This window comes from Brevundimonas albigilva (genome assembly GCF_023503965.1).
GTDB classification, from domain to species: domain Bacteria; phylum Pseudomonadota; class Alphaproteobacteria; order Caulobacterales; family Caulobacteraceae; genus Brevundimonas; species Brevundimonas albigilva.
The window spans coordinates 2995375-3018308 of sequence record NZ_CP097298.1 but is presented as its reverse complement, the minus strand read 5'-3'; the positions used below and the strand labels follow the sequence as shown (position 1 = coordinate 3018308).

18 protein-coding genes and 2 pseudogenes are annotated in these 22934 nt (G+C 69.0%); 8 read left to right on the top strand and 12 right to left on the bottom strand.

All coding sequences use genetic code 11. The features are described 5' to 3' along the window. Window positions 1-2 precede the first annotated feature (2 nt). Entirely contained in the window at window positions 3-536 is a 534-nt protein-coding gene (locus MU852_RS15940; RefSeq protein WP_249750375.1) for a rhodanese-like domain-containing protein, read from the top strand. 4 nt (window positions 537-540) lie between these two features. Here the strand turns inward: MU852_RS15940 and metG are convergent, their stop codons facing one another. The 4 genes from metG to MU852_RS15920 all read right to left on the bottom strand — a co-directional run bounded on the left by metG (window position 541) and on the right by MU852_RS15920 (window position 6081). After that, window positions 541-2244: a methionine--tRNA ligase gene (gene metG / locus MU852_RS15935; protein ID WP_249750374.1), complete on the bottom strand. Its 1704-nt coding sequence runs from the start codon at window positions 2242-2244 to the stop codon at window positions 541-543. A gap of 54 nt (window positions 2245-2298) precedes the next feature. Next, window positions 2299-3645 (bottom strand): MATE family efflux transporter, encoded by a 1347-nt coding sequence (locus MU852_RS15930; RefSeq protein WP_249750373.1) that lies wholly within the window; start codon window positions 3643-3645, stop codon window positions 2299-2301. 63 nt (window positions 3646-3708) lie between these two features. After that, window positions 3709-4107 carry a DUF1489 family protein gene (locus MU852_RS15925; RefSeq protein WP_249750372.1) on the bottom strand — a complete coding sequence of 133 codons (399 nt, stop codon included), beginning with the start codon at window positions 4105-4107 and terminating at the stop codon, window positions 3709-3711. A gap of 9 nt (window positions 4108-4116) precedes the next feature. Further along, a complete protein-coding gene (locus tag MU852_RS15920; protein WP_249750371.1) occupies window positions 4117-6081 on the bottom strand; it encodes an acetyl/propionyl/methylcrotonyl-CoA carboxylase subunit alpha in 1965 nt (654 codons plus the stop codon). Between the two features lie 86 nt (window positions 6082-6167). On the opposite strand from MU852_RS15920, the gene MU852_RS15915 reads away from it, so the two are divergent. Further along, window positions 6168-6779 carry a TIGR02466 family protein gene (locus MU852_RS15915; RefSeq protein WP_249750370.1) on the top strand — a complete coding sequence of 204 codons (612 nt, stop codon included), beginning with the start codon at window positions 6168-6170 and terminating at the stop codon, window positions 6777-6779. A gap of 15 nt (window positions 6780-6794) precedes the next feature. Here the strand turns inward: MU852_RS15915 and MU852_RS15910 are convergent, their stop codons facing one another. Next, a complete protein-coding gene (locus MU852_RS15910) occupies window positions 6795-7304 on the bottom strand; it encodes a hypothetical protein (RefSeq protein WP_249750369.1) in 510 nt (169 codons plus the stop codon). Window positions 7305-7484: 180 nt separating this feature from the next. Between MU852_RS15910 and ettA the strand changes: the two genes are divergently transcribed. Continuing rightward, the gene (ettA, locus tag MU852_RS15905; RefSeq protein WP_249750368.1) at window positions 7485-9152 is read left to right on the top strand and encodes an energy-dependent translational throttle protein EttA; all 1668 of its coding nucleotides are present in this window, start codon (window positions 7485-7487) and stop codon (window positions 9150-9152) included. A 9-nt stretch (window positions 9153-9161) separates the two neighbouring features. Here the strand turns inward: ettA and MU852_RS15900 are convergent, their stop codons facing one another. Then, entirely contained in the window at window positions 9162-9593 is a 432-nt protein-coding gene (locus MU852_RS15900) for an AprI/Inh family metalloprotease inhibitor (RefSeq protein ID WP_249750367.1), read from the bottom strand. Between the two features lie 91 nt (window positions 9594-9684). Here MU852_RS15900 and MU852_RS15895 point away from each other — a divergent pair, with 91 nt between their 5' ends. Genes MU852_RS15895 through MU852_RS15885 form a run of 3 tightly spaced genes read left to right on the top strand, consistent with a single transcriptional unit; the run spans window position 9685 to window position 12840 of the window. Continuing rightward, complete coding sequence (locus MU852_RS15895; protein WP_283843671.1) at window positions 9685-11058, top strand: M57 family metalloprotease; 1374 nt, start codon at window positions 9685-9687, stop codon at window positions 11056-11058. Continuing rightward, a complete protein-coding gene (locus MU852_RS15890; protein WP_249752003.1) occupies window positions 11037-11609 on the top strand; it encodes a calcium-binding protein in 573 nt (190 codons plus the stop codon). Before MU852_RS15895 ends, MU852_RS15890 begins: the two co-directional genes overlap by 22 nt. A 22-nt stretch (window positions 11610-11631) precedes the next feature. Then, window positions 11632-12840 carry a DUF4214 domain-containing protein gene (locus tag MU852_RS15885; RefSeq protein ID WP_249750366.1) on the top strand — a complete coding sequence of 403 codons (1209 nt, stop codon included), beginning with the start codon at window positions 11632-11634 and terminating at the stop codon, window positions 12838-12840. A 2-nt stretch (window positions 12841-12842) separates the two neighbouring features. Here MU852_RS15885 and MU852_RS15880 read toward each other — a convergent pair whose 3' ends face one another. The 3 genes from MU852_RS15880 to MU852_RS15870 are packed head-to-tail and all read right to left on the bottom strand — an operon-like array spanning window position 12843 to window position 17036. Beyond that, window positions 12843-15695, bottom strand: coding sequence for a cbb3-type cytochrome c oxidase subunit I (locus MU852_RS15880; RefSeq protein WP_249750365.1), 2853 nt, complete (start codon window positions 15693-15695; stop codon window positions 12843-12845). Beyond that, on the bottom strand, window positions 15692-16669 hold the full coding sequence (coxB, locus tag MU852_RS15875; protein WP_249750364.1) for a cytochrome c oxidase subunit II: 978 nt from the start codon (window positions 16667-16669) through the stop codon (window positions 15692-15694). The genes MU852_RS15880 and coxB overlap by 4 nt, the downstream gene beginning before the upstream one ends. Further along, entirely contained in the window at window positions 16659-17036 is a 378-nt protein-coding gene (locus tag MU852_RS15870) for a c-type cytochrome (protein ID WP_249750363.1), read from the bottom strand. The genes coxB and MU852_RS15870 overlap by 11 nt, the downstream gene beginning before the upstream one ends. Window positions 17037-17296: 260 nt before the next feature. On the opposite strand from MU852_RS15870, the pseudogene MU852_RS15865 reads away from it, so the two are divergent. Next, window positions 17297-17752: pseudogene (locus MU852_RS15865) on the top strand (c-type cytochrome); the annotation flags it as partial. A 13-nt stretch (window positions 17753-17765) separates the two neighbouring features. On the opposite strand, the gene MU852_RS15860 reads toward MU852_RS15865, so the two are convergent. Both MU852_RS15860 and MU852_RS15855 read right to left on the bottom strand, forming a co-directional pair. Then, the gene (locus tag MU852_RS15860; RefSeq protein ID WP_249750362.1) at window positions 17766-18485 is read right to left on the bottom strand and encodes a cytochrome b; all 720 of its coding nucleotides are present in this window, start codon (window positions 18483-18485) and stop codon (window positions 17766-17768) included. Further along, window positions 18482-19204, bottom strand: coding sequence for a cytochrome c oxidase assembly protein (locus MU852_RS15855; protein WP_249750361.1), 723 nt, complete (start codon window positions 19202-19204; stop codon window positions 18482-18484). Before MU852_RS15855 ends, MU852_RS15860 begins: the two co-directional genes overlap by 4 nt. Before the next feature lie 98 nt (window positions 19205-19302). Here MU852_RS15855 and MU852_RS15850 point away from each other — a divergent pair, with 98 nt between their 5' ends. Continuing rightward, window positions 19303-21066: a patatin-like phospholipase family protein gene (locus tag MU852_RS15850; RefSeq protein WP_249750360.1), complete on the top strand. Its 1764-nt coding sequence runs from the start codon at window positions 19303-19305 to the stop codon at window positions 21064-21066. Window positions 21067-21098: 32 nt separating this feature from the next. Here the strand turns inward: MU852_RS15850 and MU852_RS17585 are convergent. Beyond that, window positions 21099-22903 (bottom strand): annotated as a pseudogene (locus MU852_RS17585) (aminopeptidase P family protein). Window positions 22904-22934: the final 31 nt, after the last annotated feature.

The following is a 22934-nucleotide window of genomic DNA, read 5'->3' as shown; positions in this document are numbered from 1 at the left end:
ACATGGTCGACACCGTCTCCCCCCGTCAGGCGATGGCCTTGCTGGTCTCTGGCCAGGCGGTGCTGATCGACGTGCGCGAGCCGAACGAGTTCGCCGCCAGCCACATTCCCTACGCCTTGTCGGCGCCCCTGGCCCGGACGGCGGCGATCCTGCGCGACATGGACCTGCCGGCGGACCGCGCGATCGTGTTTCAGTGCCAGAAGGGCGCGCGCGGCGGCCAGGCCTGCGCCGCCATAGGCGCCGTCGCGCCCGGCGGTCAGCCCGTGTTCAACCTGGATGGAGGGATCGAGGCTTGGCGCCGCGACGGCCTGCCGATCGTCGAGGCGGCGCCCGGCGGCCCGCCGGTCTCGATCTTCCGCCAGGTGCAGATCGTCGTCGGGACGCTGGTGACGCTAGGCGTTCTGGCCGGCTTCGCCATCCATCCCGCCGGCTTCGTCCTTGCCGGCCTGCTGGGCGCGGCGCTGGCGGCCGCGGGCGCGACCGGCTGGTGCGGCCTGGCGATGCTGTTGGGCCAGGCGCCCTGGAACAGACGCTAGGCCGTCAGCCTTCCGCGCCGCCGAAGCGGTTGGACCATTCCGCGACCTGCGCATCCTCGATCTTGGCGAACAGCACGCCCTGGGCCTGGACCACGCCGCCGACCGGCAGGGTGTTCAGCAGGTCCTCGGCTGCACCCGGCCACGACAGATCGGTCGATCCGACCGAGGCCGCGATCCTCGGCGCGGTGAACGGCAGGATCGGCGCGGCCAGGCGCGCGAACAGGGCGACCAGGTTCAGGCCGGTGCGGACGCCGACGGCGGCGCGGTCGCGGTCGGTCTTCAACGCCGTCCACGGCGCGGCTTCCTGCAGATATTCGTTGCCCAGCACCCAGGCGGCGCGCACGGCCTGGGCGGCCTTGCGGAACTCCATCGCCTCGAACTGCTCGGTCGCCTCGGCGACCGCGGCGCGGAGGTCGGCCTCCAGCTTGGCTTCGACCGGTCCCGGCTCGCCGCCCTCGGGCACGACGCCGTCGAACTTGGACTCGGCGAACTTCACGATGCGGTTGACGAAGTTGCCCAGCACGTCGGCCAGGTCCTTGTTGGTCGAAGCCTGGAAGTCCTCCCAGGTGAAGGCCGAATCCGCGTGTTCCGGGCCGTAAGCCGTCAGGCGCCAGCGCCAGTAGTCGGCCGGCAGCAGCTCCAGCGCCTGGTCCATGAAGACGCCGCGCTTCTGGCTGGTCGAGAACTTGCTGCCATACCAGTTCAGCCAGTTGAAGGCCTTCAGCTGGTCCACCGTCTTCCACGGTTCGCCCGAGCCGATGATGGTCGCCGGAAAGGAAACCGTGTGGAAGGCGACGTTGTCCTTGCCCATGAACTGGACGTAGCGGACGTCTTCCGCCCCCTCGTCCAGCCGCCACCAGTCGCGCCAGGTGCGGCCCGTCGCCTCGGCCCATTCCTCGGTCGCGGCGATATATTCGATGGGGGCGTCAAACCAGACGTAGAAGACCTTGTCCTCCATGCCCGGACGGGGGAAGCCGTCCTTGGTCACCGGCACGCCCCAGGCCAGGTCGCGGGTGATGCCGCGGTCGATCAGCCCCTCGTCCAGGTGCTTGTAGGCGATGGACTTGGCCAGTTGCTGCCAGCCGGTCTTGCCGTCCACCCAGGCGCGGATTTCCGGTTCGATCTTGGTCTGCAGCAGATAGAGGTGGCGGGTGTCGCGCACCTCCAGGTTCTTCGAGCCGGACACCGCCGAATACGGGTCGATCAGGTCGGTGGGATCCAGCAGCCGGCCGCAGTTGTCGCACTGGTCGCCGCGCGCCTTGGGATAGGCGCAGTGGGGGCAGGTCCCCTCGACATAGCGGTCGGGCAGGAAGCGGGCGTCGTCGATCGAATAGATCATCCGGTCGACCCGCTCCTCGATCAGGCCGTTGTTCTCCAGCGCCTCGGCGAAGTGCTGGGTCAGGCGATGGTTCTGCGGGTTGGAGGAACGGCCGAACCAGTCGTAGCTTAGGCCGAACGCCTCGCCCGCCTGCTTCTGGATCAGGTGCTGCTCGTCGCAATAGGTCCGCACGTCCTGACCGGCGGCGGCGGCGGCCAGTTCGGCCGGGGTGCCGTGCTCGTCGGTGGCGCAGATGTAGAGGACCTCATGCCCCTGCGCCCGCTTGAACCGCGCCCAGACGTCGGCCGGCAGCATCGAACCCGCCAGATTCCCCAGGTGCTTGATGCCGTTGATGTAGGGCAGCGCCGAGGTGATGAGGATGCGGGCCATGATCGTCCAGGAGTTCGGGGAAGCGCAGGGATATAGAGCGGCGCGGCGCTTTCCTCAAACGCCTTGCGGCAAGCGCCGTGCGATGCGGACGAACCGGCCGGCCAGCAGGGTCGAAGACGTCAGGCTGGCCACGATGATGGCCCAGACCAGACCGTTGACGCCCATCTGGCGGGCCAGCACCCAACCCAGCGGCATCATGACGGCGCCATAGGCGGTGAAGTGCATGATCGTCGGCCACCAGACGTCGCCCGCCGCGCGATTGGCCTGGGCCGCCACCACCTGCACGCCGTCCGCAACGAAGAACAGCGTCGCCAGGACCAGGGCCGGCGCGGCGATCGCCAGCAGCGCCGCGTCCCGATTATAGGCCCCCACGATCAGGTGCGCGCTGGGCCAGACGACCAGGGCCACCACGAAGGTCAGCGCCGTCACCACGCCCAGTCCCGCCAGCCCGGCCCTCAGCACGCCCCGCCCGTCGCCCGCGCCATAGCTCCGCCCCACCAGCACCGCCGTCGCCGACGAGAGGCCCATGGGGATCATGAAGACGATGGCCGACACGTTCAGCACCACCGCCCAGGCCGCCGTCTCGGCCGCGCCGATCTGGCCGGCGAAGAAGGTGAAGCCCGAGAAGGCGCCGACCTCGATGAAATAGGACGCCCCGGCCCCCAGGCCGACCTTGACCTGGTCCCGCGCGCCCTGCGGGTCGCGCTCGGGCTTGTCGAACACGCCCAGGGCCCGCGCCTCGGGCAGGCGCAGGATGTAGACGACCAGAAAGATCGCCAGGGCCGCGCGCGCCCCGAACGTCGCCCAGGCCGAGGCGAAGGCGCCGTCGAAGCCGACGCCGAGCAGGTCGGGCACCAGCACCAGGTTCAGCGCCAGGTTCACGCCATTGGCCACCCACATGGCCGCCATGCCGGGCTTGGGCCGCCCCAGCGCCTCCAGGAAGAACTGCCCGGCGACCGAGATCAGATAGAAAGGCATCGACAGGGCGAAGACGACCAGCGCCGGTCCGGCCCCTTGCGCCAGCCCGTCCTCAAGCCCGATCCGACCCAGCCCCCACGGCCCGACCGCGATCAGGGCGATCATCGACACCACGCCGATCTGCACGGCATAGACCATGCCCCGACGCAGCACCGCGCCGACCGCGTGACGGCGCCCCTCGCCCAGCATCCGCGCGGTCATCACCTGCACGCCCAGCATCAGCCCGACCGCCGTCGTCACCACGATCGACGTCGGCGCCCACGCCAGGGAATGATAGGCCAGTTCCCGGCTGGAGTAGTTGCCCACCACGATGGCGTCGGTCAGCCCCATGGTCATGATGCCCAGACGCGCCAGGATCACCGGCCAGGCCAGGGCCAGCAGGTCGCGCAACGCGGTTCGGGATGTAGGGCTCAGGAACGACATCGGACGCGGCACAGGCCACGCGTCCACGCCGGGGTCAACTCCCAAAATCTTTGTGGATCTGGGCTACCAGGCCCCGAGTTCACGCAGCTGTTTCACCAGCTCTTCGGGCGCCTCGCCGGCCTCCAGCGTATCCAGGTCCGCCGGCGCGTCCTTGGCCTCGAAATAGCGCCAGCCCTGGAACGGCCGCCGCCCCATCGGCGCGGTGCGAATGACCTTGGGCTCCAGGGTGATCTCGCACCGGCTGGCCTTGCCCTCGCCCAGGGTCGAGATGTCCAGCACCGGCTGGCGGCAGACGATCGTCCCCTTCACCACCCAGAACAGCGAACCGCCGTCCTCGACCTCGGCCGCGCGCTTGGGGGTCATGCGCGTATGGACCACCAGCGGCCCGCCCTTGGCGGCGCGCCGCTCCAGCCATTCGACGTCCGGCACGCCGACGCCCAGCTTGATGATGTGAAGGGGCATGGCCGCGATCTAGGCGTCCGCCTTCACCACCGCCAGCACGGCGGCCTCGCTCACCTGCTCGCCGACGACGGCGACGCTCTCGACCACCCCGTCGAACGGCGCGGTCAGGGCGTGCTCCATCTTCATGGCCTCCAGCACGACGACCGTCTGGCCCTTGGCCACCGGGTCGCCCGCCTTGATCGGCGCGGCCACGATCTTGCCCGGCATGGGCGCCCGGAGGGAACCGTCAGAAACGGCCCCGGCGCCGCCGCCGACGGCCGCGCGATAGGGCGTGACCCGTTGCGCCTCGCCGTCGACGAACAGGACGAAGCCGTCCTCGACCGCCTGATAGCCGAACAGCCGCTCGCCCGCCTGCACCTGGTCGAAGCCCACGTGCGCCACGGCGCCGCCCTGCGCTCGCCAGCCGGTCTCGACCGGCGTCACCGGCGCTGAGACGCCGCGCCCGTCCAACTGCGCCCACACCGTTGCGGCCGGCGGCGCGTTCAGCCGCACGCCATACGACAGACCGGGTCGCCCGCCCCAGGGGCTGAACCGGTCGGCCCCGCTCTCCACCCGATCCGCCGCCGCCTCGGCAACCAGCGTCAGCGCCGCCAGCGTCGCCTCGTCCGACTCCGCCGGCTGCAGCGCCGCCTCCTCCGCCGCGATGAACCCGGTATCCACGTCCCCGGCTGTGAAGCGCGGGTGTTCGAGGCAGCGTTTCAGGAAGCCGGCGTTGGTGCGGACAGGCCAGACTTCCACCTCGCCCGCCGCCTCGGCCAGTTTCGCCGCCGCCGCCTCGCGCGTGTCCGCGTGGACGATCAGCTTGGCGATCATCGGATCGTAGAACTGGCTGACCTCGCCGCCCTGCTCCACGCCGGTGTCGACACGGATGTCGTCGGGCAGAACGAAGTGCTCCAGCCGGCCGATGCTCGGCAAAAAGCCGTTGGCCGGGTCCTCGGCATACAGCCGCGCCTCCATGGCCCAGCCGTTCAGCTTGATCTCGTCCTGCTTCAGCGGGATCGGCTCGCCCGCCGCCACGCGGAACTGCCATTCGACCAGATCGACGCCGGTGACGCTCTCGGTCACGGGGTGTTCGACCTGCAGCCGGGTGTTCATCTCCATGAACCAGACGCCGTCCGCCTTCAGCCCGTCCGAGGCGTCGGCGATGAACTCGATGGTGCCGGCCCCGACATAGTCGACCGCCTTGGCCGCCTTGATCGCCGCCCCGGTCACCGCCGCCCGCACGGCCTCGCTCATGCCCGGCGCCGGCGCCTCCTCGATCACCTTCTGGTGGCGGCGTTGCAGGGAACAGTCTCGCTCGTACAGGTGCACCACGTTGCCGTGCCGGTCGCCGAAGACCTGGACCTCGATGTGGCGGGGCCGGGTGATGTAGCGTTCGATCAGCACCCGGTCGTCGCCGAACGCCGCCGCCCCCTCGCGCTTGGCGCTGGCCAGGCCGGCGGCGAAATCGGCCGGATCGTCGACCCGCTTCATCCCCTTGCCGCCCCCGCCCGCGACCGCCTTGATCAGCACCGGGTAGCCGATCCGCGCCGCCTCGGCTGTCAGCGTCTCCTCCGACTGGTCCGCGCCCTGATAGCCCGGCGTCACCGGCACCCCGGCCTCGATCATCAACTGCTTGGCCGCGTCCTTCAGCCCCATGGCTCGGATCGACTTCGGGTCCGGCCCGATCCAGACCAGACCGGCCGCCGTCACCGCCTCGGCGAAGTCGGCGTTCTCGCTCAGGAAGCCATAGCCGGGGTGGATCGCCTCCGCCCCCACAGCCTTGGCCGCCGCCAACACCTTGGCCCCGTCCAGATAGCTTTCGCGCGCCGGCGCCGGCCCGATCAGCACCGCCTCGTCGGCTTCGCGCACGTGCAGGGCGTCCGCGTCGGCCTCGGAATAGACGGCGACGGTGCGAATCCCCATCCGCTTGGCGGTGCGGAAGACACGGCAGGCGATTTCGCCGCGATTGGCGACCAGGACAGACTTGAACATGGAAGGTTCTTAGCCGGACGTGCGCCGGAGGCGAGCGGCCCTGCACGGACCTTCTCAACCGCCGCCCAGGAGTCTAAGCCGGTCCCATGTCCCTGCGCCCCCTCTTCGTCACCCAGGTCTATGAAGCCTCCCTCGCCGACGGCCGGGGCTGGGCCGACTTCAACGCCCAACTGGTCGACGTCTGCCGCATGATGGCCCAGGAGGACGAGGCCGGCCGCCGCTGGTGCCGGGCCAACGCCTATCGCGGCTACACCTCCTACGGCTCACTGAACGACCTGCCCCAGCGCTTCCCTGAGTTCGCCGAACTGAAGCGCCACCTGGACCGCCACGCCGTCGCCTACGCCAAGGCGCTGAAGTTCGACCTGGCTCGAAAGCCGCGCCTCGACAATCTGTGGGTCAACATCCTGAAGCCCGGCGGCGGCCACACCGGCCATCTCCACCCGCACGCCTTCCTGTCCGGCACCGTCTATGTCGACATCCCCGACGGCGCCTCCTCGCTGAAGCTGGAGGACCCGCGCCTGCCCTTCATGATGGCCCGCCCGTCCGTGACCGACGACGCACCCGAGGCTGAGCGCCCCTTTGTCTATCTGCGGCCCCAGGCGGGCACGGTGCTGATGTGGGAAAGCTGGCTGCGCCACGAGGTGCCGACCAATCAGGCCAAGTCCGACCGCATCTCGATCAGCTTCAACTACGCCTGAACGCGCGGGCGCCCGTCAGTCCACAGGCCGCGCCTCCGAGACCGGTGCGAAATCGAACCGCCCCGTTCGCGCGTCCCACGCCAGCGGACGGCGGCACCCCTCGTATTCGGCCCGCGCCAGTCCTGCAGTCTTCTGGCCGCACATCTCCCCGCCGACCATCAACCACAGGCGTCCGCCGTCGATCACGGCCCCAAACGCGCCATGGGTGAAAGGCTCCGAGGCGCCGCCGTCCCGCCGCCCAGCCCAGACGCTGACCTGGGAGCCGCCCGACCCGCCGAACAGGCTGGCCGCGCCCTCGCAGACATAGGCGCCCTCGTCCAGAACCCAGTCCGCGACGCCGTCGCCGTTCAGGTCCGCCGCGCGAAGCAGGCCGCTCTTGTCTCCGGGCGTGCCGAATTCCCGGCACATCGTGTCCATCGCCTGCACCGCCGCCAGCACGGGCGCCGGCGGTCGCCCCTGGGCCTGCGCGACGCCCGCCGCCATCAAGGCGACAACCAGCGCCGCCGCGCGCGTCCGATAGCGCATCACGCGTCCCTGCTCCTCCGCGAATGATCGAACACCGGTCCGCGAAAGACCAATAACATCGCCGCGACCGGCGGCCGAAGGGACGGCCGGCTCCTCGCCTCATTTGCCCTCGGCCCTCAGGATCGCTACATCCGCGCGAACCTCCCCATCCGACGAACCCCAAGGGCGAAACCGCACCTCATGGCGCAGCAATATATTTTCCAGATGCAGGGTCTGACCAAGACCTTTCCCGGCGGCAAGAAGATCTTCGAGAACATCTGGCTGAGCTTCTACAACGACGCCAAGATCGGCGTGGTCGGCGTCAACGGCTCGGGCAAGTCCACCCTGCTCAAGATCATGGCCGGCCTGGACACCGAATTCTCCGGCGAGGCCCGCGCGGCCGACGGCGTCAAGCGCGGCTATCTGGAGCAGGAGCCCCAGCTGGATCCCGCCCTGAACGTCCGCCAGAACGTCGAGGCCTGGTGCGAGGAGAAGCAATGGGTCAATCGCTTCAACGAAGTCGCCGCCGAACTGGGCGAAAACTACACCGACGAACTGATGGAGGAGATGACTTCTCTTCAGGAAAAGATCGACGCCGGCGACGTCTGGGACATCGACAGCCGCATCGACCAGGCGATGGGCGCCCTGCGCTGCCCGCCCGACGACTGGGACGTCACCAACCTGTCCGGCGGTGAAAAGCGCCGCGTGGCTCTGGCCCGCCTGCTGCTGTCCAAGCCCGACATGCTGCTGATGGACGAACCGACCAACCACCTGGACGCCGAATCCGTCGCCTGGCTGCAGCATCATCTGGAGAACTTCCCCGGCTGCGTCATCCTGGTGACCCACGACCGCTACTTCCTGGATCAGGTGACCAAGTGGACCCTGGAGCTGGACCGCGGCCGCGGCCATCCGCACGAAGGCAACTATTCTTCCTGGCTGGAAGCCAAGCAGAAGCGCGTCGTCCAGGAGCAGTCGGAATCCGAAGCCCGCCAGCGCGCCCTCACCCGCGAACTGGAGTGGGTGCGCTCGGGTGCCAAGGCCCGTCAGGCCAAGTCCAAGGCGCGTCTGGCCGCCTATGAGCGGATGGTCGAGGAGCAGGAAAACAGCCGTCAGGCCCAGTCCTTCGCCGTCATCCAGATCCCGCCCGGCCCGCGCCTGGGCAATGTCGTGCTGGAAGTCGAGGGCCTGCAGAAGTCGTATGGCGACAAGACCCTGTTCGACAACCTGACCTTCAAGCTGCCGCCCAACGGCATCGTGGGCGTCATCGGCCCGAACGGCGCCGGCAAGTCGACCATGTTCAAGCTGATCACCGGCCAGGAAAAGCCCGACGGCGGCACGATCAAGGTCGGCGAGACGGTCAAGCTGGCCTATGTCGACCAGTCGCGCGACGACCTGAAGCCGGACGAGAGCATCTGGCAGGCCATCTCGGGCGGCACCGACATCATGATGGTCGGCAAGCGCGAGATTAACTCCCGCGCCTATGTCGGCAGCTTCAACTTCAAGGGCGGCGACCAGCAGAAGAAGGTCGGCCAGCTGTCCGGCGGCGAGCGCAACCGCGTCCACCTGGCCAAGACCCTGGCCTCGGGGGGCAACCTGATCCTGCTCGACGAACCGACCAACGACCTGGACATCGAGACGCTTCAGAACCTCGAAGAGGCGCTGGAGGAGTTCGCCGGCTGCGCCGTGGTCATCTCCCACGACCGCTGGTTCCTGGACCGTCTGGCCACCCACATCCTGGCCTTCGAGGGCGACGGCCACGTCGAATGGTTCGAGGGCAACTTCGAAGCCTACGAACAGGACAAGATGCGCCGCCTGGGCGCCGACAGCATCATCCCCAAGCGCATCCAGCACCAGAAGTTCGGCCGCTGATCCGACCGCTCAGGCCCGGACGAGCCGCAACCGCTCCCCGTCCGGGCCCCGGCCTTCGTAAGCCGTTCCGTTTCGATTCAAGAACACCACCAGGGAGCCATCGTCCCTGAGCAGGGCGATGCCGTCCGGACTGGGGCGCCAAGCCCTCACCTCGCCCAAACCCATCGGCGTCAGGCGCCGCGTGGCCGCTGTCAGGTCATGAGCGGGCGCCTGGGCCCCCTCGAACCGCATCACGCTCGCATCCAGCACAAGGTCGCAATCCAGGCCGCCTTGCCCCTCAATTCGCCAGTCGCCCGCCAGTTCCGTGGCGTCTGGCAATCGCGGCATGCTTGTCCGACCCATGACGGCCTGCTCCCTGTCCATCCTTGCTGACGACGACATTTCTCCGCCTAGAAGGAGAAACGTGGCTGCAACAATCGACCAAAACAAGTCCAGCACCATCCGAGCCATCGCAGTCTTGGGTTGCCAAACGGGCGCCCGCGTGCGTGTTTGGTGTCAATCCAGATACAGTCAGAGTCGTGGAACATAAGTCATGTGGTCTGAACGGTCCTTCCCAGGCGAAGTTTCCCGCACGGTCGATGAAAGCGCGACGTCCGACACCGACGGCGTCCGCTGCGCCTGCCCACTGTGCCTGGGCCTGACCATTGAAAACCCCACGACCGGAGGTCCCTACGACGCGAACGCCGGTGATCGCGGCGGCTATGTGACCCCGGGCGGCCTGCCGTCCTATACGATCGAGGGCGCGGCCTTCGAGATCGCCCGCGCGGGCGTGACGTGGGGGCCCGGCGCGGTCGTAACCTTCTCTTTTCGCGATACGGCGCCGGCGACCATGCCGGACGACACCACGGGCTTCACCCGTTTCACCGAGGTGCAGATTCAGCAGACTCTGTTGGCGCTCCAGTCCTGGGCCGATGTTGCGAACATAACTTTCGTTCGGGTCGGTGCGGGCTACTCCAATGACGCGACCATGGTGTTCGGCAACTATTCCAGCGGATCGGACGGCGCCGCCGCATTCGCCAATTTCCCGGGCAGCACGTCGGCGGATTCCGTGTCCGGGGACGCTTGGTTCAACAGCAGCCTGAGCTACAATGCCAACCCCGCCTATCTGAACTACGGCCGTCACACCCTGACGCATGAAATCGGCCATGCAATCGGCCTTCACCATCCTGGCAACTACAATGCAGGAGACGGTGATCCCACCTATGCAGATTCCACCTATGCGGAGGACACTCGACAGTATTCGATCATGAGCTACTGGTCGGAAACCAACACCGGCGCCAATTTTGGCGGCTACTACGCCGCGGCGCCGCTGCTGGACGACATCGCGGCGATTCAACTGCTGTATGGCGCCAACATGTCAACCCGAACCGGCGATACGACCTACGGCTTCAACTCGAACGCTGGTCGCGATTTCCTGACGGCGACAAGCGCGACGTCGCCACTGATTTTCGCCGTATGGGACGCCGGCGGCTACGATACGCTGGACTTCTCGGGCTACAGTCAAAGTCAGGTTATCGACCTTCGTCAGGGGCATTTCTCGAACGTCGGCGGCCTGCGCGGCAATGTCGCTATCGCCCAAGGCGCAGTGATCGAAAGGGCGATCGGCGGTTCCGGATCTGATACGATGTATGCTCAGGCCTACATTGCGCCGATCGCGATCGCCGACCTGTCGAAAGCTCAGGCTCAGAATATCGGATCGCGGGAAACAGCGCTTTCGCTCGATGGCTCCTTTGATCGCGAATTCGATCAGGAGATTATCTCTTCGACCGCCGTTCCTCATACGACTGTAAACGCCACCGCGACCGGAAACGGGTACGAATATTATTGTTTCACCGGCACGGCCGGCGAGACGGTGACGATCGACATCGATCGCGCCTCCCCGGAATGGATCCCGTCATTCGCCTAATCGGCGCGAATGACGCAATCCTCGCTTCCAACGACGACGGCGCCCGCGACGTGGGCAGCAGCGCGGCGCAGGACTCGTCGCTGACCTTCACCCTGCCCGCCAGCGGCGTCTTCTATATCGCGGTCGGCCAATGGACGACGCAATCTGACTACGCGCCCCTGACGGCGGGCCGAACCTACACGATCAATGTGTCGCTGACGGGAGTCAGCACGCCGGGCGGCGCCGTCATTGGGTCCACTCTGGACGGCGGCGCGGGGGATGACATCCTTTACGGAAACGTCGGCGACGACATCCTGATAGGCGGGGCCGGTTTCGATCGTTTGGACGGTGGCGCGGGTACCGACATTGCAGACTATCGCACCGCCTCGACTGCGGTCACGGTCAACCTAGCGACGGGTCAGGCCAACTCGGTCGCGCACGGGATCGACACTCTCGTCTCGATCGAGGGCGCCTACGGCACAGCCTTCAACGACACCTTCATTGGCGATGCGTCGGCCAACATCTTCGCCGCGGGCGCGGGAAATGACACCCTGACCGGCGGGCGGCAATGACCTTCTGGACGGCGGCGCGGGCGTGGACACGGCGCTCTACGCCTCGGCGCGGCGGATGTATGTGGCCGACAGCACCTCGATCTCTGGGGCCGGCGAAGGGACCGATGCGCTGGTCTCGATCGAGAACCTGCGCTTCGTCGACGGGACCCTGACGTTCGACGCGGCCAGCCAGGCGGCCCAGGTGATGCGGATGTACGACGCCGCCCTGGCCCGCCAGTCCGACCAGGGCGGCTTCGAGAACTGGCTCGACCGGCTGGAAGGCGGGCTGACCCTGACCCAGATGGCGCAGGCCTTCCTGGATTCCGCCGAGTTCCAGTCTAACTTCGGCGGCCTGTCCAACCAGGATTATGTCGCCCAGCTGTATCGCACCACCCTGCGGCGCGAGCCCGACGCCGGCGGCCTGGCCAACTGGACCGCTCGCCTCGACAACGGCTCGCTGAACCGCACCGACATGCTGGTCGCCTTCTCCGAGAGCGCCGAGCACGTCAACAACACCGCCTCGGTGCTGAACCGCGGCCTGTGGGTCGCCGACGACCAGGCCAAGATCATCGCCCGTCTCTATGACGCCACCTTCGACCGCCTGGCTGACGTCGGCGGCCTGGCCGTCTGGACCCAGAACCTCAAGGACGGCACGGCCCTGATCGACATCGCCGCCGCCTTCGCCTCGGCCGCCGAGTTCCAGCAGAAGTACGGAAACCTGTCGAACGCCGACTTCGTGGCCCAGATGTACCGCTTCACCCTGAACCGCGAACCCGACGCCGGCGGCCTGGCCCACTGGACCAGCCAGTTGGACAGCGGCGCATCGAACCGCGCCCAGATGCTGCTCAACTTCTCCGAAAGCGCCGAGCACGTGGGGCTGACCGCCGGCCTGTGGCTGGGTGGGATTCAGGTCGCTGGCGGGAACAACGGCGCCCTGGCCGCCGCCGAGCCGGGCAAGGCGATCCTGGCCCCCGAAGACTTCCGCGATCCCATCGTGATCGGTTCGGACAGCCTCGACGACGACGCCTTCGTCCTGGCCGCCGACCTCGACCTGACCGGCCAGGTCATGCCGACGTTCGACGCCCACAAGGCGCCGGCCCCGGACATCGCCGCCGTCGACACCCTGCCGCCTGCCTGGTTCGACGCCCTGCACGCCGCCGACGCCGGGCCCGACCTGGCCGACCTCCACCGCATCCCCGCCAACGACATCGACCACATCCGCCAAACCCAGGACCACGCCTGGATCGTCTAGAATCAGCCGGCCATGAGGATCGGCGCGGTCTGCCAGACCACGCCGATCAGGCCGGCCAGGGCGCCGGTCAGCCCGACGCCGATCGTGAACGGCGCCAGGCCCTCGTCGTCCGTGACGCGGGCGCGCCGCGCCAGGAGCCAAAGCACGGCGCCCTCCGCGACCAGGCAGGCGCCGCTGAAGACCAGCGCCGCCCCGCGCCAAGCCGGCGCATCCGCCGTGGCCGCCACATCGCCCAGGCTGGAAATCAGATAGACGCCCAGGAAATGGGCCGCCCAGACCAGCAGCCCGCCGGTCATCATCAGCCAGCTGCGCATCTCAGCCCCCGGGAACAGGCGGGTCAGCAGCAGGACGAAAGCGCCCTGCCCCGCCGTGAAGGCCAGGAACAGACCGATCAGTTCGAAGGTGGCCGGTTGCGCCGCCGACGCCAGCCCGAACAGCCAGCGCGCCACGGCGAAGACGCCCATGATCGCGCCGATTCCGACGAACAGCGCCTGCCAGCTCATCAGAGCGAAGACCGTGGCGCCCTGGCCGGACGCCTGCGGGTCCAGCCCCGCCCCCATCCAGGTCGTGAAGTCCGTGGCGCTGGCCGCGACCAGGGCGGCCGCGCCGACGAACAGCAGGACGGCCGCGATCACGCCGCTGCGCGGGCGGTCCAGCTTCAGCGCCGCCGGCCCTCCCCAGGCGCACAGGCCGGCGACCGCCAGCAGCCCCACCCCCTGGATCAACCCGGACATGTCGGGCGGCGCGATCCACAGGTCCGGGCGTCGGCTCCACAGGAAGACATAGGCGAATCCGGCCAGGAGGCAGACCATTCCTCCGACGATCAGGGTGATGACCATCGCCCACCAGCCGTGGCTGGACGGTCCCGACCGATAGGTCGGAACCCGCACGCCGCCGCCGATGTCCACGCTGGCCTGCGCCATCGGCCGATCCATGTTCCAGCACCATTTGACGATGCAGTAGATGGCCAGCAGGCCGCTGATCACCGAGGCGGCGTAGGCCTGGACGGTCAGGATCAGAAAGAAACCCGCCGTGAAGATCGCCCCCCACACGTGCCAGCTGGAGGGGCGCGGCATCCGTTGCAGATACTGCGGCTCGGCGTTCAGCGGGCTGGTGACGATCGTCTCGCGCTCGCCGCGGGGCGCGCCGGGCAGGAAATAGCGGCCGGCGGCCACGTCGCGGGCGAGGTCCGGCTGGTCCCATACCGGATACAGGCTCTTGATCACCGGGATCGACCGCAGCGAATAGAGGCCGTTGGGCAGCCATTCCAGCCCGGGGCCGTCGTAGATATTGCCGGCCTCGCGCGCGCCGAAGAGGCGGAAGTTGCGCATCATGTCCACGATCCACAGCAGCACCGCCAGGCCGAACATGAAGGCGCCGACCGTCGATATGACGTTCAGCAGGTCCCACCCCCGCCCGGGCAGATAGGTATAGACCCGGCGCGGCATCCCCATCAGCCCGGTCAGGTGCATCGGCAGGAAGGTGATGTTGTGCCCGGCGAACATCAGCCAGAAGATCCAGCGCCCCCACCGCTCGCTCAACGGCCGGGCGCTGGACATGGGCAGCCAGTAGTAGATCGCCGCGAACAGTGGGAACACCATGCCGCCGATCAGCACGTAATGCAGGTGGGCGACGATGAAATAGCTGTCGTGCGCCTGCCAGTCGAAGGGCACCATGGCCACCATCACCCCGGTCAGGCCGCCCATGACGAAGATCACCAGCCCGCCGACCGCGAACAGGCCCGGCGTGTTGAAGCGCATCCTTCCCGCCGCCAGCGTGGCGATCCAGGCGAAGACCTGCACCCCCGCCGGCACGCTGACGGCCATGGACGCGGCGCTGAAATAGTTGATCGACAGGCGCGGCATCCCGATCGTGAACATGTGGTGGGCCCAGACGCCGAAGCTGATGAAGCCCGTCGCCAGCATGGCCATCACCACCATCCGGTGCCCGACCAGACGGGTGCGCGCGACCACCGGGATGATCGTCGACATGGCCCCGGCCGCCGGCAGGAAGATGATGTAGACCTCGGGGTGGCCGAAGAACCAAAACAGGTGCTGCCACAGCACCGGATCGCCGCCCCGCGCCGCATCGAAGAACGGCCAGTCCAGCGCCCGCTCCAGTTCCAGCAGCAGGGTCGACAGGATCACCGACGGAAAGGCGATGATGATCATGCAGGCGAAGATCAGCATGGCCCAGGCGAAGATGGGCAGCTTGTCCAGCGACATCCCCGGCGCGCGGGTCTTCAGCACGCCGACGATGATCTCGATGGCCCCGGCGATGGCCGAAATCTCGATGAAGCCGATGCCCAGCAGCCAGAAGTCCGCGTTGATCCCGGGCGAATAGGTCATGGACGTCAGCGGGGGGTACATGAACCAGCCCCCGTTCGGCGCCAGGCCGAAGAACAGCGAGCAGAAGAAGGCCAGCCCCCCGACCAGATAGGCCCAGAAGGCGTAGGCGCTCAGCCTGGGGAACGGCAGGTCGCGCGCGCCCAGCATCTGCGGCAGCAGCAGCACCCCCAGCGCCTCGACCGCCGGCACGGCGAACAGGAACATCATCACCGTGCCGTGCATGGTGAAGATCTGGTTGTAGGTCTCCTGCGGCAGGAAGCCGTTCAGCGGCAGGGCCAGCTGCGTCCGCATCAGCAGCGCCAGCACCCCCGCCAGCACGAAGAACAACATGGCCGCGCCGACGTAATAGACGCCGATGAAGTTGTTGTTGATCGCCGTGATCCACTCCCACGGCCGGCGCGGTCCGCACCAGACGTCCTCAAGCTGCTTCAGCTCGCCCTCGGGCCGCTTCTCCTGCGTGGGGAAGCGTTTGTAGAGTTCGGGATCGAACCCGGTTTCCGAACTCATTTCAGGCTTTCCAGATAGGCGGCGACGGCGCGCAGGTCCTGGCCGGTCAACACGGGATAGGACGGCATCCGGTTGCCGGGCTTGATGCCCTGGCTGTCGGAGATCCAGCCCGCCATCGTTCCCTGGTTGTTGGGCAGGATGCCCGCGCCCAGGGTCTGGCGCGATCCGACGTGGGTCAGGTCCGGCCCGGCTAGCCCGTTCGCCTCGGTTCCGCGAATGGTGTGGCACGCCCCGCAGCCCGAGGCGGCGAACACGGCGCGTCCCTGATCGATCAAGGCCAGCGGCGCCTGGGCCGAAACGACCGCCGTGGCGGCCTGCGCCTGACGCGCGCGCCAGGCCGCATAGGCCCGGGGATCATGCGCGACCACGACCAGCCCCATCAGCGCGTGGGGACCGCCGCAATATTCGGCGCACTGCCCGCCATAGGTCCCGGGCGCATCGGCCTGCAGGCGCAGGAAGTTGCGCCGCCCCGGGATCATGTCGACCTTGCCGCCCAGACGCGGAACCCAGAAGCTGTGGATCACGTCGGCGCTTTCCAGTTCGAACACCACCGTCTGGCCGGTGGGAATGTGCACCTCGTTGGCGTCCTGGACCACCTCGCGGCCGTCGGCGTCCAGATAGGCCACGCGCCACCACCACATCTCGCCGGTGACGCGCACCCGCATCTCGCCGGGTTTGGGCTCGGCTGCGACCCGCGCGCCGGTGGCCAGGCCATAGATGAGCAGGCCGGACAGCACCACCACCGGGAACGCCAGGCCGCCGATCCACACCAGCCGCTCGCCGCCCACACGCCGCTTCCACTTTCGCGGCCCGAACAGGGCGACGCCCAGCGCCAAAAGGACGATGGCCAGGACCACCGCCGCCATGACGAACAGGACCCAGGCCACGACCTGGATCGGCCCCGCGAAGGGACCGGCCGGATCGAGCACGGGCGGGGGCCAGCCGGACAGTCCGGGCGCGGTTTCAGTCGTCATCGAGCTCATACAGATAGGCCGCGACATCGCGGGCTTGGGCTTGGGTCAGGGGCATGGGCGGCATGGCCGTTCCGGCGTCCAGCGAAGGCGCGTCGATCAGCCAGCGCACCAGAACGTCCGGCTGGTTGGGCAGGCGGCCGGCGATCAGCGGCCGGGCACCGAACCCCGCCAGGGCGCCCGCGGAACGGCCCTCGGGCCACGCGACGCCCGGGATTGCATGGCAGGCGGCGCAGCCGACCTGTCGGATCACGTCCAGGCCGCGCGCCGGATCGCCCTGGGCCACGGGTCGCGGCAGATCGGCCTTGTCGACACACCCTGCCAGTCCGACCAGCGCGAAGGCGAACAGGCCCGGCAGGCTGCGCCTCATGTCTCGCCGCTGATGACGCAACGCCGCATCCCCGTCCCCTAAGCTTGACCAGACCAACCCCGACCCCGCCGGCGGTTCCCGGCTGCGACACGTCGTCCCCAGGCGAATGCGGTGGAACCTTCGCCATAAGCGCGGGTTGGATCGCCGTGCGCGCGATCCTTCCGACCCTTTCCCTTCTGGCCGCCATCGGGGCTTCGGGCTGCGACGCCACGCCTGGGCGAACGGATCGCGCCTTTTCCGAGACGGGCCAGACCATCGCCATGAGCGGCGGCCCCGGCGGCGCGGCCAACGCCTGCTTCACCTGTCACGGCCTGGACGGTCAGGGCGACGGCGTCGCCGCGCCGCGACTGGCGGGGCTGGATGCGGGCTATCTGCAGAAGCAGATGGAGGACTACGCCTCTGGCCTGCGTCAGGACGCTCTGATGACCCGCGTGGCGAAGGGTCTGGACCCGAACGGCCGGCGCGCGGTCGCGGCCTATTACGCCAGCCTGCCGGTCCCCGCCGCTGCGCCCGTCCCCGTGTCGCCGGCGCCCGCCCTCTACAGCCGGGGCGATCCCGCGCGCGGCGTCGTCGCCTGCGCCGCCTGCCACGGCGACCGGGGCCAGGGCGCCGGCGACGGCGGCAATCCCCAGATCGCCGGACAGCCCTACGCCTATACGCTGGAACAGCTTCAACGCTGGAAGACCGGCGCCCGCCGCAACGACCCGCGCGGCGTGATGGCCGCGGCGGTCAGGCCGCTTTCGGACCCAGAAGCCCGCGAAATAGCGCTTTGGCTGTCGCGCCAACCCGCTTCTCCAGCGCGCGCCAGCGCCGTTGCCAGCGGGTCCGCTTCCGTCGACGCAGCGGCACGACCGGCAGCATCGCGTGAAACACGTCGTCCCGATCGATCAGATGGTGCTTGAGGGCTGCGCCCGCGTGGATGGGAATCATCAGCAGCAGCGTGACGACCAGGCCCCAATGCATCCATTCCGCCGCCGCCTCGATCGCCCATAGCTGGGTGTTCGACAGGTCCTGCAACGGCAGCAACGGCCACGGGATGAACCCCAGCGCCTCCAGCTGTCGCATCCGGTCGGTGGCGGAAATCATCGCCCAGCCGCTCAACGGCAGGCCGAACAGGCAGATGTAGAAGACGTAGTGGGTGATGTGGGCGGCGGTGCTTTCCCAGCCGGGCTTGTCCGCGTCGTTGATCAGGTTCGGCGCCAGCAGACGCCAGGACAGGCGCCCGATCACCAGGATCAGCATGAAGACGCCGACCGCGAAATGCACGTCATAGGCCGCGACCATCGCCCCGCCCACCGGCTGACGGCCCATCCACCAGCCCCAGCCCAGCTGGAAGAAGACCAGCGCCGCCATGACCCAGTGAAAGGCTATGCCCACGGGCGAGTAGCGCCCTTCGTCGTGGTGCCCGGCGGCCCACTCCAGGGCCTGGCGAAACAGCTTTTCGATCACGCGGCGACCTCCGCGCGCGGCGTCAGCAGCCGCGCCATCCGCCACAGGGCGACGACCAGATAGACCGCCGCCGCCGGCGCCCACATGATCAGGCCGGCCGCCTGCTGGTCTTCCAGGGGCGTCAGGCCCCATGCCAGGGTCGTGGCGAAATGCGGCGCATAGATCGGCTGGCCGGCGAAGGCGATCAGGGCGCCCAGCAGCCCCATCCCCAGCATCACCGCCAGCAGGCCCGCGATCGCCGCCGGGGCCGAGGCGGCGCGCACCGCCGACCAGAACCAGATCGCCGTCGCCAGCAGGCTGGCCTGCATCGCCCAGTAGGTCGCGTCGTTGGACAGGGCCGCCGCATAGGCGCCCGGCGCATGCCAGGCCCACAGGACCAGCAGGTGCAGGGCGGCCGCCGGCAGCAGTCGTGATCGCTTCGGCGTCGGCAGCGCCAGCGCCAGCAACGGCGCCGCGGCCAGGATCAGCAGCAGGTGGTGCAGCGTCCGCGCGGTGAACAGCGCCGAACTCAGGGCGCACAGCGGCGAGACGAAGCTGATCGCCAGCACGCCTGCAGCGGCCGCCAGCATGATCCGCTGGTCGCGCGCCCGTCCTCGCCACAGCAGGGCGAAAGTCACCGCCATCACCGCGATCAGCACCGGGTCCAGGTTCCATCGCGCCAGCCAGCCCGCCGGGGCCGGGGCCGCGCCGCAATAGGGTGTCCAGATCCGCTCGTCCATGCCGTCAGCCCCCGTTTGCTCGCGCTTCTCGTGATGGCAACGCTTGAAACGCCATGAGGTTGTCGCGCCAAGGCGGAATCGCGCCTAAAGGGAAGGTCATGGCCAAGCCGCGCCCCGATACGCTGGAACGCGCCCTCGCGCGGATTTTCGAGGGGCGGATGATCGATCGCGCCAGCTGGTTCGCCCTGACGGGCGGCGAGCCGCTGTTCCTGGCGGGCGAGCCGGCCGACACCCTGTATCTGGTCCGTTCGGGCCGTCTGGGCGTGTTCCGGGTCGAGGACGCCCAGCCGGTCCAGTTCCTGGGCGTGGTCCGCGCCGGCGAACCGGTGGGCGAAATGGCCATGCTGGCCGGCACGCCGCATACCGCCAGCGTCGTCGCGCTGCGCGATTCCGAGATCCTGGCCCTGCCGCGCGACGCCTTCTTCGAAGCCGCGCGCTCTGAGCCCGACCTCATGGTCGAACTGTCGCGGTTGATGATCCACCGGGCGCGGGAGCGCACCGCCGGCGCGGCCGAGCCCAGCGTGTTCGGCTTCGTCTCGGCCCGTCCCCGCCCCATCCGCGCCTTCGTCGAGCGTATCGCCGCCGCCATCCAGGCCCTGGGCTTCAGCTGCAAGGTGATCGACCAGTCGGCCCTGACCTCGGCTGCGGAATGGTTCAATCGGGTGGAGGACGACCACGACTATGTCCTCTACGTCGCCGAACTGGACCAGCCCGCCTGGGCGGCGCTTTGCGCGCGCCAGGTCGACCGCCTTTTCGTGGTGGGCAGCGGCCTGCTGGCGCCGCCGCGCAATCTGCCGCACCGCACGGGCTTCGGCGACGGACGGCAACTGACCGACCTGATCCTGCTGCGCGATCCGCGCATGACGCGGCCGGCCAACACCCGGGTGTGGATCGACGGCGTTCGTCCCGACCGCTGGTTTCATTGCGTGGAAGGCGTGGCGTCGGACGCCCAGCGGCTGGCCCGCGTCGTCACCGGAACCTCGGTCGGCCTGGTCCTGTCGGGCGGCGGCGCGCGCGCCTACTGCCACATCGGCGCGGTCCGCGCCCTGCATGAGGCGGGCGTTCCGCTGGACTTCATCGGCGGCGCCTCGATGGGGGCGGTGGTCGGGGCGGGTCCGGCGCTGGGCTGGTCGGACCAGGAGCTGGACCAGAAAATCCGCAAGGCGTTCGTTCAGTCCGATCCGCTGTCGGACCTGGCCTTCCCCCTGGTCGCCATGACCCGGGCGCGCAAGGTCGCCGGCCTGCTGGAAGACGCCTACGGCGACATCGACATGGCGGACATGCCCCTGCCCTTCTTCGCCGTGTCGTCGAACCTGACCTCGGGCAAGCTGGAGGTCCACCGCACCGGCCTGCTGCGGCGGGCCATGCGCGCCTCCATCGCCATTCCCGGCGTCATGCCTCCGGTGGTGATGGACGGCCAGGTTCTGGTCGACGGCGCCGTGCTCAGGAACTTCCCCACCGGCGTGATGCGCCAGCTCAACAGCGGCCCCATCGTCGGCGTCGACATGTCCCAGACGCGCGGCGTCGATCCGGAGACGCTGCAGAACCCGCCGTCCTGGTGGAAGTGGGTTCTGTCGGGCGCATGGAAGCGCGGACCGCCCATCGTGTCGGTGCTGATGCGCTCGGCCACCCTGTCCACCGACGCCGAGATGGAGCAGGCCCGCGCCCAGGCCGACGTTCTGGTCCTGCCCGATCCGGGCGGCGCCGACATTCGCGACTGGAAGGTCTATGACCAGCCGGTGGCCGCCGGCTACGACGCCATGCGCGCGGCCCTGGCCGACCTGCCCTGCCCCGTCTCGGACCTGCGCCACTGCGCAAAGGACGCCAAGGGCGGTTCAACGACCCAGACGCCCGCGGCATAGGCGCCTTGCGCTCGCGATGAGCGGCTATCGGTTCACAGCGGCGCGCACGCCTGCGCCAGCCACGTCTTCGCCTCGCCGTCCAGCAGCGGTCCGACCTTGGCCAGCGTCTCGGCGTGATAGGCGTCGACATAGGCCCGTTCGTCCGGCCTCAGCAGGCCGACCTCGATCAGCCTGCGGTCCAGCGGCGCGAAGGTCAGTTGCTCGAAGCCGTGCATCGGCCGTTCGCCGCCTTCGGGAACCACGGCCGGCGTCACCACCTGAAGCGTCTCGATGCGGATGCCCCAATGGCCTTCGCGGTAATAGCCGGGCTCGTTGGACAGGATCATCCCCTCCAACAACGGCTGGCTGGTGCCCCATTTGGCGATTCGCTGCGGCCCCTCGTGGACGCCCAGATAGCTGCCGACGCCGTGGCCCGTGCCGTGGTCGTAGTCCAGGCCCGCGTGCCACAACGGCGCGCGCGCGATGGCGTCCAGCGCCATGCCGCTGGTTCCCGGCGGGAAGCGGATGGTCGCCATGGCGATGTGGGCCTTGAGCACAAGGGTGAACATCCGCCGCTGGTCAGCCGACGGTTCGCCGACCGCCACGGTGCGCGTCACGTCGGTGGTGCCGTCCAGGTACTGGCCGCCGCCGTCGACCAGCAGCAGCGACCCCTTCTCGATCCGCCGGATGGTTCGCGTGACGGGCTTGTAGTGCGGCAAGGCGCCGTTCGGCCCGGCCCCGGCGATGGTGTCGAAGCTCAGATCCTTCAGCGCGCCGGTCTCCTCTCGGAACCGCTCCAGCGCCTCCACCACCTCGCGCTCGTCGGGAAGGGTCTGCTGCGCCGTCGTGTCGACCCAATGCAGGAAGCGGCTCAGCGCGGCGCCGTCGCGGATGTGGGCCTGGCGGCTGCCCTCGATCTCCACCGCGTTCTTGACCGCGCGCGGCACGGCGCAGGGGTCGGGCGCCCGCACCGCCGTCGCGCCCGCCTGCTCCAGCCGGTCGAAATACCAGGCCGAGGACAGCGCGGGGTCGATCATCACCCGCCGCCCGGCCAGGCGTCCAGCGCTTCGGCCAGCCGCTCGGGCGCCTCGATCTGCACCTCGTCGCCCAGCCACGCCGGCAGGGCGTTGGTGACCTTGGCCGAATCCAGGAACAGGCGCGCGCGGCCATCGGCCTGCAGCAGGGCCTGGCCGATCGGCAGCGGCGAACGGATGACGTCCCCCCCGCGCACGTTGAACAGCCAGGCGATCGACGACGGCGCCGTCAGCAGGGCTGCGTCGGCGCCGGCCTTGGCCACCGCCTTGCCGATGCGGGCGCGCTTGGCGGCGTGGCTCTCGCCGGAATAGTCGTCCGGATGCGGGACCACCGGCGCGGCGGGTTGCGCGGGACGGCCTTCGCCCCAGGCCTGGTCCAGCGGATTGACCTCGACCGGCTTCAGGGTCGCGCCCGCCCTGGACGCCGCCTCTTGCAGCTGCGCCAGCGCGTCGGGGCTGTGCAGGCGCGGATCGTAGCCGATCACGGCGCCCTGGGGAGCGCCTTCCAGATAGCGGGCGACATCGCCCAGGTCGAAGCGCTCGAACAGGGCCGGATCGGTCTGGGCCTTGACCTGGACGGTGTAGCGGCCGTCGGTGAACATGGCCGCGCGGTCGCGCATCACCACCGCCGCCCCGGCCGAGCCTGTGAAGCCCGTGGCCCAGGCCAGCCGCTCGTTGGCGTCGGGCAGATATTCGTTCTGATGCTCGTCCTCGTGCGGGATCAGGAAGCCGTCGAGGCCCTGCTCGGCCATGCGGGCGCGCAGCAGGGGCAGGTGTCGGGCTCCGAAGGACGGGTCGGTGGTTTCGTCGAAGGTCTGGCGCATGGCCTTCACCTAGGCCCAGGCCGCGTTCCGC

What these genes read in the sequence shown, in the direction of transcription:
- ettA (WP_249750368.1), top strand. Translation starts at nt 7,485, where the DNA reads ATGGCGCAGCAATATATTTTCCAGATGCAGGGTCTGACCAAGACCTTT.
- MU852_RS15925 (WP_249750372.1), bottom strand. Translation starts at nt 4,107, where the DNA reads ATGCCCCTTCACATCATCAAGCTGGGCGTCGGCGTGCCGGACGTCGAA.
- MU852_RS15930 (WP_249750373.1), bottom strand. Translation starts at nt 3,645, where the DNA reads ATGTCGTTCCTGAGCCCTACATCCCGAACCGCGTTGCGCGACCTGCTG.
- MU852_RS15940 (WP_249750375.1), top strand. Translation starts at nt 3, where the DNA reads ATGGTCGACACCGTCTCCCCCCGTCAGGCGATGGCCTTGCTGGTCTCT.
- MU852_RS15895 (WP_283843671.1), top strand. Translation starts at nt 9,685, where the DNA reads ATGTGGTCTGAACGGTCCTTCCCAGGCGAAGTTTCCCGCACGGTCGAT.
- MU852_RS15870 (WP_249750363.1), bottom strand. Translation starts at nt 17,036, where the DNA reads ATGAGGCGCAGCCTGCCGGGCCTGTTCGCCTTCGCGCTGGTCGGACTG.
- MU852_RS15920 (WP_249750371.1), bottom strand. Translation starts at nt 6,081, where the DNA reads ATGTTCAAGTCTGTCCTGGTCGCCAATCGCGGCGAAATCGCCTGCCGT.
- coxB (WP_249750364.1), bottom strand. Translation starts at nt 16,669, where the DNA reads ATGACGACTGAAACCGCGCCCGGACTGTCCGGCTGGCCCCCGCCCGTG.
- metG (WP_249750374.1), bottom strand. Translation starts at nt 2,244, where the DNA reads ATGGCCCGCATCCTCATCACCTCGGCGCTGCCCTACATCAACGGCATC.
- MU852_RS15915 (WP_249750370.1), top strand. Translation starts at nt 6,168, where the DNA reads ATGTCCCTGCGCCCCCTCTTCGTCACCCAGGTCTATGAAGCCTCCCTC.
- MU852_RS15880 (WP_249750365.1), bottom strand. Translation starts at nt 15,695, where the DNA reads ATGAGTTCGGAAACCGGGTTCGATCCCGAACTCTACAAACGCTTCCCC.
- MU852_RS15900 (WP_249750367.1), bottom strand. Translation starts at nt 9,593, where the DNA reads ATGGTGCTGGACTTGTTTTGGTCGATTGTTGCAGCCACGTTTCTCCTT.
- MU852_RS15855 (WP_249750361.1), bottom strand. Translation starts at nt 19,204, where the DNA reads ATGGACGAGCGGATCTGGACACCCTATTGCGGCGCGGCCCCGGCCCCG.
- MU852_RS15850 (WP_249750360.1), top strand. Translation starts at nt 19,303, where the DNA reads ATGGCCAAGCCGCGCCCCGATACGCTGGAACGCGCCCTCGCGCGGATT.
- MU852_RS15910 (WP_249750369.1), bottom strand. Translation starts at nt 7,304, where the DNA reads ATGCGCTATCGGACGCGCGCGGCGGCGCTGGTTGTCGCCTTGATGGCG.
- MU852_RS15890 (WP_249752003.1), top strand. Translation starts at nt 11,037, where the DNA reads ATGGATCCCGTCATTCGCCTAATCGGCGCGAATGACGCAATCCTCGCT.